Annotated in this window: 14 protein-coding genes and 1 pseudogene; 6 read left to right on the top strand and 9 right to left on the bottom strand. The window is 64.5% G+C overall.

Annotation, left to right across the window (positions count from 1 at the left end):
- Position 1: 1 nt before the first annotated feature.
- The 6 genes from ABE571_RS07775 to ABE571_RS07750 form a co-directional block, all read right to left on the bottom strand.
- Entirely contained in the window at positions 2-613 is a 612-nt protein-coding gene (locus tag ABE571_RS07775) for a helix-turn-helix domain-containing protein (RefSeq protein ID WP_313218626.1), read from the bottom strand.
- Complete coding sequence (fabF, locus tag ABE571_RS07770; RefSeq protein ID WP_346462583.1) at positions 610-1,887, bottom strand: beta-ketoacyl-ACP synthase II; 1,278 nt, start codon at positions 1,885-1,887, stop codon at positions 610-612. The genes ABE571_RS07775 and fabF overlap by 4 nt, the downstream gene beginning before the upstream one ends.
- A gap of 35 nt (positions 1,888-1,922) precedes the next feature.
- A complete protein-coding gene (locus tag ABE571_RS07765) occupies positions 1,923-4,988 on the bottom strand; it encodes an efflux RND transporter permease subunit (RefSeq protein ID WP_346493498.1) in 3,066 nt (1,021 codons plus the stop codon).
- Complete coding sequence (locus ABE571_RS07760; protein ID WP_346493497.1) at positions 4,985-6,097, bottom strand: efflux RND transporter periplasmic adaptor subunit; 1,113 nt, start codon at positions 6,095-6,097, stop codon at positions 4,985-4,987. Before ABE571_RS07760 ends, ABE571_RS07765 begins: the two co-directional genes overlap by 4 nt.
- A 62-nt stretch (positions 6,098-6,159) precedes the next feature.
- Complete coding sequence (locus tag ABE571_RS07755) at positions 6,160-6,789, bottom strand: TetR/AcrR family transcriptional regulator (RefSeq protein ID WP_313212813.1); 630 nt, start codon at positions 6,787-6,789, stop codon at positions 6,160-6,162.
- A gap of 236 nt (positions 6,790-7,025) precedes the next feature.
- Positions 7,026-8,240, bottom strand: coding sequence for an FAD-dependent monooxygenase (locus ABE571_RS07750; RefSeq protein ID WP_346493496.1), 1,215 nt, complete (start codon positions 8,238-8,240; stop codon positions 7,026-7,028).
- Between the two features lie 139 nt (positions 8,241-8,379).
- On the opposite strand from ABE571_RS07750, the gene ABE571_RS07745 reads away from it, so the two are divergent.
- Together ABE571_RS07745 and ABE571_RS07740 are read left to right on the top strand one after the other, a co-directional pair.
- Complete coding sequence (locus tag ABE571_RS07745; RefSeq protein ID WP_313212809.1) at positions 8,380-9,294, top strand: LysR family transcriptional regulator; 915 nt, start codon at positions 8,380-8,382, stop codon at positions 9,292-9,294.
- A gap of 45 nt (positions 9,295-9,339) precedes the next feature.
- Positions 9,340-9,585: a hypothetical protein gene (locus ABE571_RS07740; protein WP_346493495.1), complete on the top strand. Its 246-nt coding sequence runs from the start codon at positions 9,340-9,342 to the stop codon at positions 9,583-9,585.
- A gap of 160 nt (positions 9,586-9,745) precedes the next feature.
- Here ABE571_RS07740 and ABE571_RS07735 read toward each other — a convergent pair whose 3' ends face one another.
- Positions 9,746-10,123, bottom strand: a complete 378-nt coding sequence (locus ABE571_RS07735; RefSeq protein ID WP_259259764.1) for a hypothetical protein — start codon at positions 10,121-10,123, stop codon at positions 9,746-9,748.
- A 218-nt stretch (positions 10,124-10,341) separates the two neighbouring features.
- Here ABE571_RS07735 and ABE571_RS07730 point away from each other — a divergent pair, with 218 nt between their 5' ends.
- The 4 genes from ABE571_RS07730 to ABE571_RS07715 all read left to right on the top strand — a co-directional run bounded on the left by ABE571_RS07730 (position 10,342) and on the right by ABE571_RS07715 (position 15,331).
- A complete protein-coding gene (locus tag ABE571_RS07730) occupies positions 10,342-11,583 on the top strand; it encodes a VCBS repeat-containing protein (protein ID WP_313212806.1) in 1,242 nt (413 codons plus the stop codon).
- A 75-nt stretch (positions 11,584-11,658) separates the two neighbouring features.
- Entirely contained in the window at positions 11,659-12,075 is a 417-nt protein-coding gene (locus ABE571_RS07725; protein ID WP_313212804.1) for an H-NS family nucleoid-associated regulatory protein, read from the top strand.
- Between the two features lie 80 nt (positions 12,076-12,155).
- Positions 12,156-13,085, top strand: a complete 930-nt coding sequence (locus ABE571_RS07720) for a hypothetical protein (protein ID WP_313212803.1) — start codon at positions 12,156-12,158, stop codon at positions 13,083-13,085.
- Between the two features lie 191 nt (positions 13,086-13,276).
- Positions 13,277-15,331, top strand: coding sequence for a TonB-dependent receptor (locus tag ABE571_RS07715; protein WP_346493494.1), 2,055 nt, complete (start codon positions 13,277-13,279; stop codon positions 15,329-15,331).
- A 93-nt stretch (positions 15,332-15,424) separates the two neighbouring features.
- Here ABE571_RS07715 and pnuC read toward each other — a convergent pair.
- Both pnuC and ABE571_RS07705 read right to left on the bottom strand, forming a co-directional pair.
- Positions 15,425-15,976 (bottom strand): annotated as a pseudogene (gene pnuC, locus ABE571_RS07710) (nicotinamide riboside transporter PnuC); the annotation flags it as partial.
- Positions 15,973-18,138: a TonB-dependent siderophore receptor gene (locus tag ABE571_RS07705; protein ID WP_346493493.1), complete on the bottom strand. Its 2,166-nt coding sequence runs from the start codon at positions 18,136-18,138 to the stop codon at positions 15,973-15,975. The gene ABE571_RS07705 and the pseudogene pnuC, both read right to left, overlap by 4 nt.
- Positions 18,139-18,179 lie beyond the last annotated feature (41 nt).

The raw sequence follows: 18,179 nt of genomic DNA, 5'->3' as shown, positions 1-18,179 counted from the left end.
GTCACTGCCCGAAGGCGTCATAGGCCCGCACAAAAAGCGCGACGGTTGCACCGCACTCGGCCATGGGCCTTGCCCCACCAGGCAGGCCATGCCCTGCAAGGAGGAGCGTGAGGAACTTCTCGCCGTCACCGGCATTGCTCGCGCGGACTGAAGCCTTCGCAAACGCTTGCTCCGCACACGTGAGATACGGCTCCAGCATCGCGTTCCAATGTTCGATGTAGACCTCACTGGCGTAAATGGAGCGCGACAACGAGGCGCAGAATGCCCGACAGGAAGCATCTGCCGCCAGTCGTCCGATACCACTACTGATGCGCATCAGCGCGTCGCCCAGGCCTGCCGTTCCCTGCATGTCGGGCTTACCCGACGCCATCGCTGCGAGATGGCTGTCCATGACCGCCTTGTAGAGGCGCTCTTTGTCACGATAATGCGCGTAGATCGTGACCTTGGTGACGCCACAGACAGCAGCGATGCGCCTCATCGTTGCGCCCTCAAACCCTTCCTCTGCGAACACGGTAGCGGCCGCGTCCAGGATGCACCGTCGGCTCTGCGCCCTGGCATTCTCCCAGCGCAGCGTGGTTTTGCTTGCGAAGGAGCTTGAGGCAGCCGCGTTCATAGGCGTCGGAACAGCACACTGGCATTGACGCCGCCAAACCCAAACCCGTTGCTCAGGGCAAATTCGATATCTGCCTTCTGTGGCTGACCGGCGACGATTGAGAGCCCTTCTGCCAGCGCGTCAGGATGTTCGAGATTGAGGGTCGCGGGCGCAACCTGATCACGCAGGGCAAGAACGGTGAAGATGGCCTCAATGCCGCCAGCCGCTCCGAGCAGGTGGCCCGTGCTGGACTTGGTGGCAGAGATCAGCAGATCGGAGCGGGAACCAAACAGCGCCCGCATCGACGCGAGCTCTGCCCGATCACCGACCTGCGTAGAGGTCGCATGCGCATTGATGTGATCCACCTGCGCCGGCGTGATGCCCGCCTGCGCCAGCGCAATCTCCATCGCCCGCCGCGCGCCACTGCCGTCGTCGGGACCGGCCGTCAGATGGTAGGCATCAGAGGTTGTGCCGTAGCCAACCAGTTCGGCAAGCGGCTTGGCTCCACGCGCCAGGGCGTGGTCCAGCCGCTCAATGACCAGCAACCCTGCCCCTTCCGACATGACGAACCCGTCCCGCTGCGCATCGAAGGGGCGAGACGCTGCTTGTGGGGTGTCATTGAAAGAGGTACTCAACGCCTTGGCCGCCGCGAAGCCCCCCAGGCTGACCCGGTGCATCGCGGCCTCCGCCCCACCGCACAGCGCGATGTCCGCCTCTCCGGCCCGGATGAGGCGCGCTGCGTCGCCGATCGCCTGGACGCCCGCTGCGCACGCCGTCACGGGCGCGCCCTGCGGTCCCTTGAACCCGTAGCGGATCGATGCCTGCCCAGACGCCATGTTGGCCAGGAAGGTGGGCGCAGTGAACGGCGACAATCGACCAGGCCCGCGGCTGTCAGTGGTGTGGACCGCATTGACGATCGATCCAAACCCGCCTATCCCGGTGGCAATCACGGTGGCGGTTCGCAGCAGCCCGCGTTCATCGGCATCATGCCAGCCCGCCTGCTCAAGCGCTTCATGCGCGGCAACCAGCGCAAACTCAACGAACCGATCCATCTTCTTGAGATCTTTTGGCGCAATGATCCCGGTGGAATCAAAGCCCGCCTCCGGGTCTTGAACGCGGTCAGGCACACGTCCGCCGACTTCACTGCCGGTTCCGGCCGCAAGATCAGCACCCAGCGATCCGATGCCGGAGCGCCCCGCCAACAGACGGGACCACACGGTTTCAACCCCGCAGCCGAGTGGGCTGACTACGCCCATTCCGGTCACCACGATGCGGTCTTTGTCAGCAATGCTCATGAATCACTCCCATATAAAAGCGGTCCGGGCCAATGTCAGGCAACGGGGGTCTTTTCCGCTCGGACCTTGAACCAGATGGCATACATCGCCGGCAGGAAGACCAGCGTCATCACGGTGCCGGCGATGGTGCCGCCAATCAACGTGTAGGCAAGCGTTCCCCAGAACACCGAATGGGTCAGCGGAATGAACGCAAGCACCGCTGCCAGGGACGTCAGGATCACCGGGCGCGCTCGGTGAACCGTCGCCTCGATGATGGCGTGGAAGGTTTCCATCCCGGCTTCTTCGTTCTCGTGAATCTGGCCGATGAGGATGAGCGTGTTGCGCATCAAGATGCCTGACAACGCAATCAACCCCACCAGCGCGTTGATGCCGAACGGCTGCTGGAACAGCAGCAGCGTTGGGACCACGCCGATCAGCCCCAACGGACTGGTCATGAAGACCATGATCATTGCCGAGATGGACCGCACCTGCAGGATGATGATCAGCAGGGTCACCGCCAGCATGATCGGGAACAGCGGCAGCATGGCGCTCATTGCCTTGCCCGATTCCTCAATGGAACCGGCCTGGGCAATGGCGTAGCCCTCGGGCAGCGAGGCAATGAGGGGCTCAAGCTGCTTGCTGATCGCTGCCGATACGTCCGGTGGCTGCAACGCATCGTCAATGTCACCGCGCACGGTGATGGTAGGCACCCGGTCACGGCGGCGCAGCACCGGCTCTTCCATCCGGACCTGCACCGTGCCGATCTGGGACAGCGGCACGCGCTGGCCCGCAGCGCCGACCAACGTGAAATCCGCAATCCGCGCAGGATCCAGGCGTGTGTCCCCGCCTGACCGGGCGACAACCTCGACGGTGCGGATGTCCTCGCGCACGGCAGTGACCGGCACCCCGCTCAGGAAGAACTGCAGTTGCTGCGAGACAGAGGCCGACGTCATTCCCATCGCTTGCAGGCGGTCCTGATCCAGCGTGAAGTGCAGCGTTGGCGTGCGCACGCCCCAATCGCTGTTGACCGTGCGCATCATCGGGCTGGCGTGCAGGGTCTGCTCAACCTTGGCCGCAATGCCACGGATGACGTCCGGGTCCGGACCACTGACGCGATACGCCACCGGGTAAGGTGAGTAAGGCCCAAACACCAGCTGGGTCACACGCACCCGCGCTTCGGGCGCCAAGCCCTCCGCCACCGCCTGACGCAGCCGTGCTTTCAAGGCATCGCGCTGTTCCTGGCTGTCGGTACGCACCACGATCTTGGCAAACGCCGGGTCCGGCAGTTCCGGCGAGATGGCGAGATAGAACCGGGGCGCGCCCTGACCGATGTAGGCCGTGACGATCTTCGCTTCTTCCTGCCCAGCGAGCCACTGCTCCACCTTCCTGGTGGCCAGGTTGGTCTGTTCGATGGCCGTGCCGTAGGGCATCTGCACTTCGACCAGCACTTCCGGCCGATCGGAAATGGGGAAGAACTGCTTTTTCACCAGCCCCATGCCCACTACAGCAAGCACAAACAGGCCAATCACCGAGCCTGCGGCAAGCCACTTGCGCGCAATCACGCGCGCCAGGATCGACCGGAAGCCGTTGTAGCGCGGCGTGTCGTAAAGACTGCTGTGACCGCCTTCCACAACCTTGAGTTCAGGCAGAAGCTTCACACCCAGGTACGGCGTAAAGAACACCGCGACCACCCACGACACGATCAGCGCGATGCCCACGATCCAGAACATGTTGCTGGTGTATTCGCCCGCGGTGGACCGTGCAAAGCCATTGGGCATGAAGCCCACCGCAGTCACCAAGGTGCCCGCCAGCATCGGCGCTGCCGTATGGCTCCACGCGTAGGCCGATGCCTTGACCCGGCTGTAACCCTCTTCCATCTTCACTACCATCATTTCGATGGCAATGATCGCGTCGTCCACCAGCAGGCCCAGTGCCAGGATCAGCGAGCCGAGCGTGATGCGATCAAAGTTCTTGCCGGTTGCGGCCATCACCATGAACACAGCAGCCAGCGTCAGCGGCACGGCTGCCGCCACCACGACACCCACCCGCCAGCCCATGCTGACAAAGCAGACCAGCATCACCACCAGCAGCGCGGCGAAGAACTTCGTCATGAACTCGTCGACCGACGCGCTGATGTTCACGGCCTGGTCGGTGACCTTGTCCAGTGCCATGCCCACAGGAAGCCCGTCATTGATCTTCTTGACCTCCGCATCGAGTGAGGTGCCAAGATCCAGGCCATTCCAGCCGTCACGCATGACGATCCCAAGCAGCATCGCCGGCTCGCCGCCGTTGCGGATCATGAAGGTCGACGGATCCTCATAGCCCCGCTTGACGGTGGCAATGTCCTGCAATTTGAGGGTCTTTCCCTGTGCAACAATGGGCGTATCGCGAATCTTGTCCAGCTGATCCAGTGCGCCATCGAGGCGAATGAAGATCTGCGGGCCCTTGGCCTCTACCGAGCCTGCGGGGGTCAGGGCATTCTGTCCGTTCAGCGCTCCGAATACCTCCTGTGGCGTGATACCCAAGTTCGCCAACCGCTCGTGGGACAGCTCCACATAGATGCGCTCGGATTGCTCACCAATGATGTTGACCTTTTTCACGCCAGGAACGTGCAGCAATCGCTGACGCAGCGTCTCGGCATCACGCGCAAGCAGGCGGAACGGCTCACCCTTCGCTTTCAGTGCGAACAGAGCGAAGGTCACATCCGCGTATTCGTCGTTGACCATCGGACCGATCACGCCTGCGGGCAGGTTCGCCGCTTCGTCGGCCATCTTCTTGCGCGCCTGGTAGAACTCCTCCTGCACTTCCGAAGGCGGCGTGCCGTCCTGCAATGTCAACGTGGTGAAGGACAGCCCAGGCCGCGTATAGGTTTCGCTGCGGTCATACCAGCGAAGCTCCTGCAATCGCTTTTCCAGCTTCTCGGCGACCTGGTCCTGCATCTCCGTGGGCGTAGCGCCCGGCCAGGCCGTCACGATAGTCATGACCTTGACGGTAAACGCGGGGTCCTCCGCGCGGCCAAGCTGGAAGAAAGAAACAATGCCGGCAACGGAAATCAGGAAGATCAAGAAGACCGTGATGGCACGCTCGCGCACCGCAAGCGCCGACAGATTGAACCCACTCACTGACGGGCTCCGTTCGCAGCGGTGCTCGTGGCGCTGTCAGCCAAGCGAACCACCTGCCCTTCGCGGAGCAGATGTGCGCCTAGCGCCGCCACGCGATCCGAGGCCTTCAAAGCGCCCTCCACCAAGGCCTGGTCGTCGCCCAGCTGCTTGACCGCGACCGGCGTCCAACGAGCCTTGAGCGGCTCACCGCTGATCACCCATACGCCGGTTCCGGTGCCGGGATCGAACAGCGCGCCCAGCGGAACCTCAACGCCAGCCGAGACGCCGGCAGGCTCTGCGCCAGCAAGCGCTACGGCCACTGTCGACCCCAACGGCAGCGGCGTATTGCCGTCTTCCAGGGTGTAGCGGGCTTCAAAGGTCCGGGTTGCGGGGTCTGCGGACTCCGAGAGCACGCGCAACCGCGCGGGGACCTTGCCGCTGCCCCCGAACGAGGACGCCGAGGCCACGGAGCCGATCTGGGGACGCAGCGTCTCGGGCAGTTGGACCACTGCCTCCCTGCTGCCTGCACGGGCAAGCCGGGCGACGATCTGCCCCGCCGCCACAACCTGACCGGGCTCAGCGGAGATGGTCATGACCACCCCATCAGCATCGGCAATGAGCGCGGTGTATTGACTGGCATTACGCGCTACCCGGGCTTGCGCTTCGGCTGCTCTGAGCTGCGCTGAGGCCGCCTCTGCCGCCGCCTTGATCTGATCATAGGCCGACCGGGACACGACACCCTTGGCGGCCAGATCGCGATACCGCGCTTCGTCGGCAATGGCTTGGACGCTCTGCGCCCGGGCCGCAATCACCGCTTGCTGCTGGGACGCCGCTGCCAGATTCAGATCGATGGGATCGATCCGGTAAAGCACGTCACCACGCTTGACGGTCTGCCCGGTCTCGACGAGGCGTTCGGTGACCTTGCCTCCCACTCGGAACGCCAGGTCGCTCTGCACCCGTGCGGCAATGGTGCCCGTAAACGTGCGTGCGTTCCCCGCGCCCGTTTGGACCTGGGCAACCCGGACGATGGGGGGCGCGGTGCGGGGGTCGATATCGTCCGACGTTCCGCAGGCCACAAGGAACAACGGAACAACGCAGGAGATGGCTAGGACTACAAAACGGCGACGCATACGGCCTTCCGGAGTGGGGTATCCGGACGCATTCTGTTCCTAGTGACCGTTTTCGTCAATAGTCACACCCGTTGAGGTGAAAGGCTCCTGAGAACCAGCTCCTGCAGGGCATTGGGCGATTCTTCGTGCATGACCGACACGTGTGGAAGCGTCACCGGATTCAGATACGGGACAAGGATCTGGTACACCGCGCGACTGGTCTGATCGAGCGCCGTCTGGTTCTCAAACGCCCCGGAGGCGCGGCCATCTTTCAAAATTTCCTCGACAAGCTGCCGGATGCGGCCTTGGTAGGCCCGGGTCGACGGCCATTGATCCGTCGCGGCCGCCACGGCAATTTCATAGAGCCGGCGATCCTGGAGGAACAAGCGAAGACTGGCCTCCACGATGGCGGTGAAGAGGACCCGAAGCCGATCCGGCGCCGCTTCAACCCCTTCCAAGGCGGCATGTACGTCGCTTTCGATCTGGGCGAGGCAATTGGCGCAGATCACCTCCCCGATCGCCTGCTTGGAGGCGAAAAACTTGTAGATGTAGGCCTTGGAAAAGCCGATGGCTTTGGCCAGGTCGGACACCGTGGTCTTGTCGTAGCCGTAGTGGCTGAAATGGGCGGTGGCAGCCTGGATGATCTGGGTGCGCACATCATGCTCAGCGGGGCCGCGCTCGGCATCGAGCGCTGCGGAGATTGAAGTAGACATGAGGCAAGAGTAACGCTGGGCAGAGATGCGGGCAAATGGTGACCATTCGGGTATCGGTTCACAAAGAGCACGTCAATGTGACTATTGCCTTTCTTGATCACTCCACAACGAATCCGACAATGCCTACTGGTGGACGGGAACCTGAGATTCGCCCTATCGCAGATGTAGATCCCCAATTACCTACCTCGACGGTGTCCGATTTCGGCCAGAAGCGGAGAACTCCCAGCAGGACGCCTTCACAGGCGATACATGCTGTCTACGCCGTTCGCCGCCCTTTCAATGCAGTCGGCCATCGGCAAACCCTGCGACCATCCTGCCGCCATGGCTTGAGCATCACGCACTGCGTCGGATGCCTTGGCGCGCTCATTGCGAATTCGGCACGTTTCGGGGTCTTTGGCGAAAAGACCGCGCGCGAACATTCGGCCCTGCTCTGCCAGCTTTGTGGTCTTGGGTCCGCGGACTGCAACGAAACTCTGCAATGCTTCATCCAGGCAATCGCCGGTCCCATCCAGGCATCGCGCCAGGTGCCAGGCGTCTTCCAGTGCCTGGCAGGCCCCCTGGCCGGAGGTCGGTAGCGGCGCGTGCGCTGCATCCCCGATGAGCAGCACATTTGCTCGGCTCCACGTATGCAGCGGTTCGAGGTCGTGCACGGCAATCCGTTGTATGGAGTGCGCCGGAGTGGCCTCGATGAGGCGGCCGACAGGTTCAGGCCATCCTGCAAACAGATCACTCACCTCGTTGTGCATGTCCGCTGCGGGCGTCGCCCCAGGTAATGGCCGCGCCTGGGCGGCCGCCCAGTAAACCAGGTCTGTCCGGATCGCGACGCAGCCGAAACGATCGCCCGAACCCCAATAGTCCTGGATCGCGATGTCGCTCACCAGTGCACCATTTCCCTGTGCAATCCCGATCCAGTTCACAAAGCCTTGGTAGATGGGCGTGTTGTCCCCTGCGACGAAGCTGCGCGCCACCGAGTCCATGCGGCCATCCGCGCCAACAACCAGATCTGGACAAATGCTCTGCCCATTCGCGAACCGTGCCACGGCCTTGCCGCTGGCATCCAGGTCAATCGCTACCACGCGATGTCCGAACTCCACCTGGATGCCCGCTCGTGCCACATGAGCCAGCAGTACAGCCTGCAGGTCCCGACGCAGGATCGTATGGGTTGGATATCCCATGATCTGGTCCAGCAGCGTGATATCCAGGCCTCCCAGCGAAGCACCCGCTGCGTCTTTGCGGTGCACTGACAATGGCCGCCCGCCCGCTGCCCCGACATCCTCCGACAACCCGAGTTCCTGCAGTACGAAGCCAGCGTTGGGCCAGAGCGTGACGCCAGCCCCCATGGTCGATGGCCCAGCCCGACGTTCATACACGCGCGGGGTGTGCCCCTGCTTGTGCAGGGCAAGTGCCGCGCTCAAGCCTGCGATCCCGCCACCCAGTATTCCGATGTCCATTCCGATGCACCCCTTTTTCAATTCGCCCGGACACGCCGTTGCAGGGCATCCATTGGACGGGAGTGCAATCCTAGACTCTGCCGATCTGGCCAACTAGCATGCAGGATTGATATATGTTCATACCCTGAGCGGGATAATTATGCGCAGTACCCTCGACCTGAATACCGTCCGTGTCTACGTGGCCGTCGTAGACGAGCAGAGCTTTTCCGGCGCGGCGCGCCTGCTGGCCCTGCCATCGTCCAACGTCAGCCGTCACGTCGCCTCGCTGGAGCGCCGGTTGGGCGTTCGCTTGCTGGAACGCAGCACGCGCCATCTGCACATGACCGAAGCCGGAAGGCTGCTTTACGCGCGCGCCAAACCACTGCTCGACGCCTTGCTCTCCACGGAGGAGGAGCTTGGCGCAGTACAACGCGAATTGAGGGGCCCTCTGAGGATGTGCATGCCAAACGAAGCGCCAAGGCTGCTCGCTCCTATCCTCGCGGAATTCTGCAGTCTCCATCCCGGCATTGAACTGGAATGCGACACGCGCCTGACCGGCCTGGAAGTGCTGAGGGAAGACATGGACCTCTCCATCTTCTTCCACCGGGGGCCCCAAGATGACAGCGCGTTCATCACCCGCGAACTCGCAACATTGCCCAGTATCGTGGTCGCCGCGCCCGCTCTGCTGGCCAGAACCGGGATGCCGCGCCACGTGCGCGAACTGAAATCCTTGCCTTGCATCACCACCGCAAGCGCACTGAAGGGTCAGCCTTGGCAGTTTATCGACACCGCGGGCGACATCGTGAAGGTGCCTGTGCGCAGCCGTTATCGCGTCAACAGCGGCGAACTGGCCGTGGCGGGAGCACGTGAGGGCCTTGGCTTCGCAATTGTTGCGGCCTACCCCTGCCAGGATGATCTTGCCGTAGGCCGGTTGCAGGAAGTGCAGCTGGATCTACGCCCTGCGCCGCTGCAATTGCTTGGCGCCTACAGTCACCGTCATTCGGTGACTGCGCGGGTCCGGGCGTTGCTGGAGTTCATCCAGGCCCGGCTGCAAGGCGTCGGAGATAGTTCCTGACGCCTCTGGTCCTCGACCGCCGTCCGCTACACAGCGGTGCTGTTGTTGCAGGGTAGCCGCCTGCACACCCTGCCGCCGCTGGTTGCCACGTGTGCAGCCGTACGGGAAGTGCCCCATGCCGGCTTCAGCCATCCGAGCAACACCTACCTCGGCGCTGACCACGAACACCGTCGGACCGGCGTGCAGGTGGACCCTGTGTTGTCCGATGGCAAGACACGCAGTTCGCGCTATTTGCTGCGCTTTGCCGATCAGGGCAATCCCTACCGCTTTGAGGCAACGCGCAGCGAATGACCGTCATGCCACTCACCGCATCACTGCGGTGCCGCTGGCGGCGGCGGGGAATCGGGTCCCCGGAGAGACCCTGTCGCCGGTGGCATAAGCGCGCGCTTTTACACGGAACGGGGGCATGCATCCGCGTCGGTGGCCGCGGCAGGAGTCCGTTCTTCCCCGATCAGCGCCAGCCGCGGTTGTGGTTACGGCGGTCATGGTCCCAGCGACGCTGGTCGTGACGGCGGTCGTGGCGGCTGGTGCGCTCGTAACGATGGTCGCGGTCATAGCGGCGATCGCGATCGTGGCGATAGTCGCGGTTGTCCCGGCGATCCTTGGTGGTCACATTGCCGATCGCGCCGCCGGCCACTGCACCGCCTGCGGTCATCATCGGGTCGCCGTTGGACAGCACGTGCCCCGCGACGCCACCCACCACGGCACCCACCAGTGTGTTCTTGTCCTTGCGCGACAGCGCGGAGGCATCGCCTGCGGCGATGACGCCAGCGGTCAGAGCCAATGCCATGGCCAGGCCACGGAAGCTGAAAGCGGTTGAGGTGAGCATCGTTGGATCCTCCAAACGTATCGGTGTGGAATCGAATCTGGTGGCCGAAGATTGCCGGAACATTGCGCACCCGCGGATGAACCGACCCCTGTTCAGTTTGGCGAAAGTACAGCTTGGTGGGGCCATGCCCTCGCACCCAGCCGACGCCAGCGCCCCTACAGTGGCACGCGTGCCCTCGCAACGGACGCACTCAACGACCGCTTCGGAGCCCGAGCCGCATGCACTCAACGATCCCCTCCCTCGCCCTCGCCGCTTCCCTGTTCGGCGTCTCCGTCACGGCGTGCGCTGCCCCGTCGCAACCGTCGCGCACCATTTTTACCGACGTCACCGCCACTCACGTTCCCACCGACGCGGAGCTCCATGCACTGGATGCCGCGTTGCTGGATGCCGATGGCGATGGCGATCTGGATGTCGCGGTGGCGGTGGAGAATGGTGCCAACCGGCTCTACCTCAACGATGGCACCGGCAAGCTCACACAGGCGCCCGATGCGTTCGGCACGATCACCGGCGACAACGAGCATGTACGCGTGGCCGATGTTGATGGTGACGGCCATATCGATGCGCTGTTCATCGCTGAAGACACCGAGCAGCACAACCTGTTCCTGGGTGACGGCCAGGGTGGATTCGTACGGGTCAGCGAGCGCCTTCCTGCGATGAGCCAGGCCAACGGCGTCGCCATCGGTGATGTCAACGGCGATGGCCTGCCCGACATCGTGGTGGGCAACACGACGGAGGGCAAAGCCGGTGTGGCGCAACCGTTCCTCTGGCTCAATGACCGCGCACGCCCGGGCTACTTCGTCGATGCCACCTCCACCCACCTGCCCTCGATCAACGTGCAGGCACAGGGCATTACCTTGGCCGATCTGGATGGCGATGGCGATCTGGATATGGCCATCGCCAGCCAGGATCCCATCAACCGCCTGCTGATCAACGATGGCCGCGGCCGCTTCACCGATGCCACCGACCGCCTGGGAGCGCAGATTCCCACCGAGACGCGGGAAGTCCATGCGTTCGATGCGAACGGTGATGGGCGTCTGGACCTGGTCTTCTTCAACCTCACCAGCAACAACCAGGCCTGGGACAAGAATCCGCAGACGCGCCTGCTGATCAATCAAGGCGAGGCCCGTTTCAAGGATGACACCGCCGCACGTCTGCCCGCGCATCGTTTCTCCAGCTGGGGCGGGACGGTGGTGGATGTCAACGAGGATGGCCATCCGGACCTGGTGGTCAGCGCCATCGACGTGCCCGGCTTCGTGCCGCTGCAGGTTCGCGCCTGGCAGAACGATGGCAAGGGCAACTTCACCGACGTCACTGCCTCGGTGATTCCCGGCACCGCGGTCGGACGCAGCTGGAGCATGGCGCGCGGTGATCTGGATGGGGATGGCAAGCCCGATCTGTTCATTGGCGGGTGGCAGTCGCAGGCCCGCCTGCTGCTGACCGGCAACACGATCGACGAGTAGGCCTGCGCAAACCGATGGCTTCACGCTGGCATTTGCTATCGTGCCCTCCGTCCGTCCCTCCTTCTCAGGAATCCCATGCCCCGTAAGCCCTCCGCCGCCCCCTCCGCATCATCGATGAAGGCCAGCCTGGCCGCTGCGGTCGCGCGATCGGGAATGGATGAAAGCGCGCTGCTGCGGGCCGCCACGAAGGAGGCGTTCGAGCGCGCACTCGTGCTGCTCACGACCTCCTATGCCGATTTCAGCCCGGAACAGCAGCGCAGGATCCGGGCAGTCGTGGACAGCGCGGGGTCGGCCAGCCCCGCCCCGCGCGCCAAGCCGGCCAAGATTCCCCGCGAAGCACTGCCGCCGCGCTTCTGGCTGCCGCACAGCGGTGCCACCTGGTCCGGTCGCGGGCGCATCCCCGCTGCGTTCCTTGCGTGGGAGGGCACCGTGGCCCACACCGAATGGAAGAAGACGCACCCGGATCAGCGCTTCCCGTCCTACCCGGGCTGAGCAGGCGCTGCGGTTCGCGACGCAGGGCGATCGATCGAAACGACTATCATGGTCGCCATTGAACGAAGCAGTGGTTGCAGATGAGTCGCGGAATCAAGATGCGCAAGGCCGTGGGAACGCACGGCACCCTGCACCGGTTGGCCGACCTGCAGAAACGTCATGACGCGCAGCAGACCCTGCCCACGTTGCTCTGCGATGGCTGCAGCGTGCCGGTCCGATTCGTCCCGGCGCACGACAGAAGCGGTGCCGACGGTGCTCTTCCCGCCGCGGTTCCTGCGTACATCGCGTTGAACAAGGGCGCTGAGCATCTGCCAGGGTGCCGTTACAACGCTCCCTCACATCTGCAGACCCTGCTCGCCAGCGGAACCAATCCCGAGTTCCTGCCTGCGCTGGGCGATGGCCGGCATGAGCTGCGTTTGTTGGTCCTCCAGCAGGCCCTGAAGCGGGGCAGCGCCGGGCCGACCCTTCTCCCGGCAGACGCGCCACTCGACGGTTACCTGCGCACCCTCACCGACCTGCTGATCCTGCAGGCGATGTGCGAGGACGACACGCTGCTGACCGCGCACCTGACCCTGCGCCTGGGCAAGAAGCGGGTCGACTGGGCGAATTTCCTTTACGGCCAGGACCGCTATGACGAAGCATGGGAACGGCTTGGCTCGGCATCCAGCGAGCTGCCGCTGGCCCTGCTCGGGACGGTGCGCTCACATCGCATGCCGCAGCCCGGTGACCCCCATGGCGTTACCTTCCTCAACTGTGCCCCGAAGTATCAGCAGACCGGCGTGACCGACCGCCGGGATTTCTACGAAGTCAGCGTCGGGCACACCGATGCGGCGTGGCTGAAGGCCTACCCGGTGGGCGCGGAGATCGTGATGTTCGGGCTGTGGCGCCAGGGAAGAAGCAGCACCACCTCCCGGCCGCACCCGACCGACCCGCGCCGGACCATCACCAGCATCACCCACAAGCTGGCATTGCGGCCCAGCCTTACCCGGCAGTTGAGTGTTGTGGAGTGAGCCGCGCGGCTGTGAAGGGTTTCTCGTGATCGACCCCGCACAGCGATAACGGCAGCCGTCGATATCGCTGTGTATCGCTACATTTCAAATGCGAATGGTTCGTGATACGATTGTTAAGATTACTTGAAACCCCCACACGGACGTCCCCAGCCATCGCCAGCGGGCTCCCATAGCCACGGAGTACTTTCGCGATGTCGCACCCCTCCCCTTCTTCCCGTCGTTCCGGCGCCACCCTCGCCGTCGCCATTGGTCTGGTACTGACCGCCCAGGCGCATGCCGACGCCGCTGCGGATGCCGCCGCCTCACCCCGCCAGATGGATACCGTGGTGGTCACCGCCACCGGCGCCCAGCAGTGGATCAAGGACGCCCCGGCCAGCATCAGCGTGATCACCCGCGAGGAGATCGAACGCAAGCCGGTCAGCAGCATCGGCCAGCTGCTGAGCACCGTGCCCGGCGTGACCGGCGGGTATGCACTGTCGGGTGCGCAGTCCAAGATCCGCCTGCGCGGCCTGCCCGAGCAGTACACCCTGATCCTCATCGACGGCCGCCGCCAGGGTAATTCCTCCGGCGTGAACTACCGCGATGACCTGGGTCCGCAGGATCTGAACTGGCTCTCGCCGGACATGATCGAGCGCATCGAGGTGGTCCGCGGGCCGATGTCCTCGTTGTACGGCTCGGATGCGATGGGCGGGGTGATCAACATCATCACCCGCAAGATCGCCAACGAATGGGGCGGCTCGGTCACGTTCAATTACAGCAAGCCCGATTCCCCGACCCGCGGCGATACCACCCAGATGGGCGCGCTGTTCAGTGGTCCGCTGACCGAGAACCTGGGCCTGCGCATCGGTGCCAATGTCACCAACCGCGAATCGGATACCGGCCGCCGGGAGACGCCCGGCAACAAGGCCGAGAACGCCAACGCCCTGCTCAACTGGCGCGTCAACGATGACCACACCGTGGGCGTTGAAGCCTCGCGTGGCGAGCAGCGCAACAGCGGTGCGGGCGCGGTCGGTGCGTGGGGTCTGTCCAAGCTGGTGCAGACCGGCTACGTGGTCATGCACGATGGTCGCTACGGCGACGCCGCCACGTCCAAGACGACGCTGGTACAGAACGATTACGAAGACAAGGGCAGCGCCGTCGGCAACCATTCCAAGGAGACGGTGTTCGATACCGCGTTCACCCGCAGCTTCCATTGGGGCGTCGAGCAGAGCTTGAATGTGGGTGGCCAGTGGAAGCGCGAAGAGCTGAAAAACGGCGACACCATCGGCACCGTGCCGGTCACCTGGACCGGTACCGGGCGGATCAGCCCGGTCAGTGAGGCCGATTCCTGGGCGCTGTTCGCTGAAGACCACATCACCCTGCACGAGCGGTTCATCCTCACTGTCGGCCTGCGCTGGGACAACACCGACAATTACGACGACAACCTGAGCCCGCGCGTCTACGGCGTCTGGCACCCGTCCGATGACTGGACTGTGCGCGGCGGTGTCTCGCAGGGCTTCCGCGCGCCCACCCTGAAGCAGGGCACCGCCGGCGCGGCGACCCAGTCCGGTGGCAACGGCTGCACCGCGTTGACCGTGGAAGGCTGGACCAACCGCTCGATCAGCGCCGACGGGACCACCGGCTGCTACATGGCCGGCAATCCGAACCTGGAACCGGAAACCAGCACCAACTACGAGCTGGGCGTCGGCTACGACAAGAACGGCTGGTCGGCCTCGGCCACGTACTTCCTGACCGACTTCGATGACAAGATCCAGCAGGTCCCGCTGCGTGACATCCCCGGCCAGACGACCAGCTTCGTCAACGGTTTCTGGTGGACGGTCGCGCAGAACATCCAGAAGGCCCGTACCCGCGGCGTCGAAGCCAGCGTCACCGTGCCCCTGCATGAGCGACTGAACTGGATCACCAACGCCACGCGCATGCTGGAATCGAAGAACCGCACCACCGGCGCCAGCCTGCTGGTGGTGCCCAAGCTGACCGCCAATACCTCGCTGGACTGGCAGGTCACCGATGACTGGTCGCTCAACCTGAGCGCGCAGCACATCGGCGAACAGCTGGTGTCCTCCACCAGCGCCACGTTCGCCAAGGCGTATACCACCTGGGACCTGGTCACCGGCTACGACGTCAACGAGCACCTGACGGTGCGCGCGGGCGTGCTCAACCTCGGCGATGTCTCCACCATCGAGGAAGGCAACAACTACGACGGCGGTGCACGCACCTTCTTCGTGGGTGCCACGGCGCGGTTCTGACCGCGCCGGGTCGAGTGCAGACCTGACGTAACGACGGGCGGCGCGGACGTAAACGCGCCGCCCTTCTACGTTGTGAAGCAGCGCGTCGTTGCGCGCCACCGTCCATGCCCGCAACCCCATCACGGCCAGGCCGACGAACACCAGATACAGCACCGCGGTCACGTGCAGTGACTTGACCATGTACATGCCGACGTAGACCACGTCGACCAGGATCCACAGCCACCATGCGGCCGTGTGACGTCGCGCCTGCCACCACTGGGCGACCAGACTCAGCGCAGCCAGCATTGCATCCAGCCACGGCAACGCTGCATTGGTGAGGAAGTGCATCGCCGCGCCGAGCGCAATCCCGAAGGCGACGCCGATGCCGAGGTCACGCCACATGGCCACCCGCGCCAGCGGCACGATCGCGACCCGCCCATCGTCCTCGACCTGGCCACGCCAGCGCACCCAGCCGTAGACCAGGAAGCCGCCGAACACGATCTGCAGCAGCGTGTCCGAGTAGAGCCGGGCCTCGGCGAACACCAGCGCGTACAGGGCCACCGAGATCAGACCGACCGGCCAGGCAAGGGGCACCCGGCGCGTCATCAGCCACACGCCGAGCATGCTGACGCCGGCCGCCGACCATTCCAGGATCGCCGGGTTCATAGCGCGAACGTCACCGACAAACGGGCCTGACGCGGCGCGCCCGGGAACAGGTAGTAGTCACCCGAGCTGCTGCCGGTATCGCGCCAGTAGAAGCGGTTGAACAGGTTGTCCACCGAGAGGTTCCAGGTCACCGGATGCTCGCCCAGCTGATGTTTGAAGCGCAGGCCCGCGTCGAACACGCTGTAGGCCGGTGCGCTCACGCGACCATCGGCAGTGGCCACGTTGGAGGCCGCGTAACGCCAACCACCGGTCAGCCCCAGGCCGGTCACGAACGGCAGCTGGTATTCCGCATGCACGGTCGCGCGCGTCTTGGGCACGTTGATCAGCTGGTGGCCTTCGTAATCCGGCGTGCCGACATCGCGTGCACGGGCACGCAGGACGCTCGCACTGGCGGTCAGCGACAGGCGCTCGGTGAGCTGGCCCTGTGCGGTGAGCTCCAGCCCGGTATGGGTCTGCTGCCCTTCCTCGACGAAGGTGTAGCCGGCATCACTGCCGTCCGGCTTGGCGTACTGGAACGGCTGCGAAGTGCGGAACAGAGCGGCACCCAACGTCAGCGCATCGCTGGTCACATACTTGACGCCCACTTCGGTCTGGCGCGACAGCACCGCGGGCAGGAACGTGCCTTCGTTGGAGGTCCAGAACGGCGCTTCCTGGCCGAGCGAAATGCCCCGCACGTAGCTGACATAGGCGTTGACCTCGTCGGTCGCCTTCCAGACCAGCGCGGTCTGCGGCAGGAAGCGCGACAGGCGGCTGTGCCGCTCCGGGTTGCCACGCTTGTCGTAGGCACGCTCGTCCAGGCGCACGAAACGCCCACCGGCCAGCCACTGCCAATCGCCGAAGCTCATCCGGTCCAGTGCGAAGACCGCCGTCTGCGCGCTGTCCAGACGCCGCGCGGACGGGCCCGGCATCAGCGGCGACGGGTCGAACTGCGGCACCTGTGCATCGTGGATGTTGGCAGTGCCCACGTATTCGTTGACGTTGCGGCGCTTGTCCACGGTGCGCTCGAAACGGTCCGCACCCACGCTCAACTCGTGCCGGATATCGCCGGTGGCGAAACTGCCGCGCAGCTCGCCACGGAATTCCAGGTTGCGGCGGGTATCGTCCGGGCTGCGGTAATCGTAGATGTCGTAATCGCCGTTGGGCGCGAAGTAGTTGCCCGGCACGCTGCCATCGGCGCATCCGGCGGCGTAGTAGCAGCCGTAGGCGAAGGCGACGTTGTCGTCGATCACCGAGCGGCTGTAGCTGGCCGACACCCGCGACTGCCAGCTCGGGCTGAAATCGTAGGTATGCAGCGCGGTCAGGTTGGTGCTGTCGATGCCGACCGGCCGCTGCCAGGCCTGGTACCCCAGCAGGTGCTTGCGGTCCACGCCGCGCGGCAGCCCGGTGGCGGCCAGCAGCTGATAGCCCGAGGCCGAGCGCTGCGCGCTGGTCTGGTAGTTGGCAGCCACTTCCAGCTTGCCGCGTTCGCCGATCAGCCAGTCGGTGGCCAGCGAGTAGAAGTTGCGGCGGCCGTCGGCATGGTCGATATAGGAATCGCTGTCTTCCCAGGCCGCATTGAAGCGCACGCCGAAGCGCGGCGACAGCCAATGGCCGAGATCCACCGCGGTATAGCGCGAGCCTTCCGAATCGGTGCCGAGGGTGACGTTGCGGACCTCGGCCGGGCGCTTGCCCACGTAATTGATGATCCCACCCGGCGCCATGACGCCCGCGGCGAGGCCGGCTTCGCCCTTGAGGATCTCCACCGACTGGATGTTCTCCAGCGCCAGGCGTTGCTCGCCGGTGATGGCCAAGCCATTGAAGCGATACCCGGTGCCGGTATCCAGAGGGAAACCGCGGATCGCGATGTTCTGGTAGTAACCGACCGGTGCATAGCTGTCGCCCAGCGAGGCATCGTTGCTGGCCAGCTCGGACAGCGTGCGCACCTGGCGGCTGTCCAGCAGGTCACGATCCAGCACGTTCACCGATGCCGGCGTGCTCTTCCAGTCACCCGCGCCGAAACTGCTGGTCTGCGTGGCGGTGGACGCCGGCTGATGCGCCTGCACGCGCACGGCGGCGAGCTCGGTCGGCGAGCGCTCGGGCGCGTCCGCGAGATCGTTGGCATGAAGAGGCAGCGCGGCACAGAGGGCGGCGGACAACAGCGTGGGGCGGAAGCAACGGTTCATTCGATTCGTCATCAGCTGGGGGAGACGAAGCGAAGGCGAGC

It is taken from the genome of Stenotrophomonas sp. TWI273, assembly GCF_039674765.1.
In the GTDB taxonomy this organism is placed as follows: domain Bacteria; phylum Pseudomonadota; class Gammaproteobacteria; order Xanthomonadales; family Xanthomonadaceae; genus Stenotrophomonas.
Note: the sequence above shows the minus strand (reverse complement) of the source record. Positions and strands in the feature narration are given on the sequence as shown.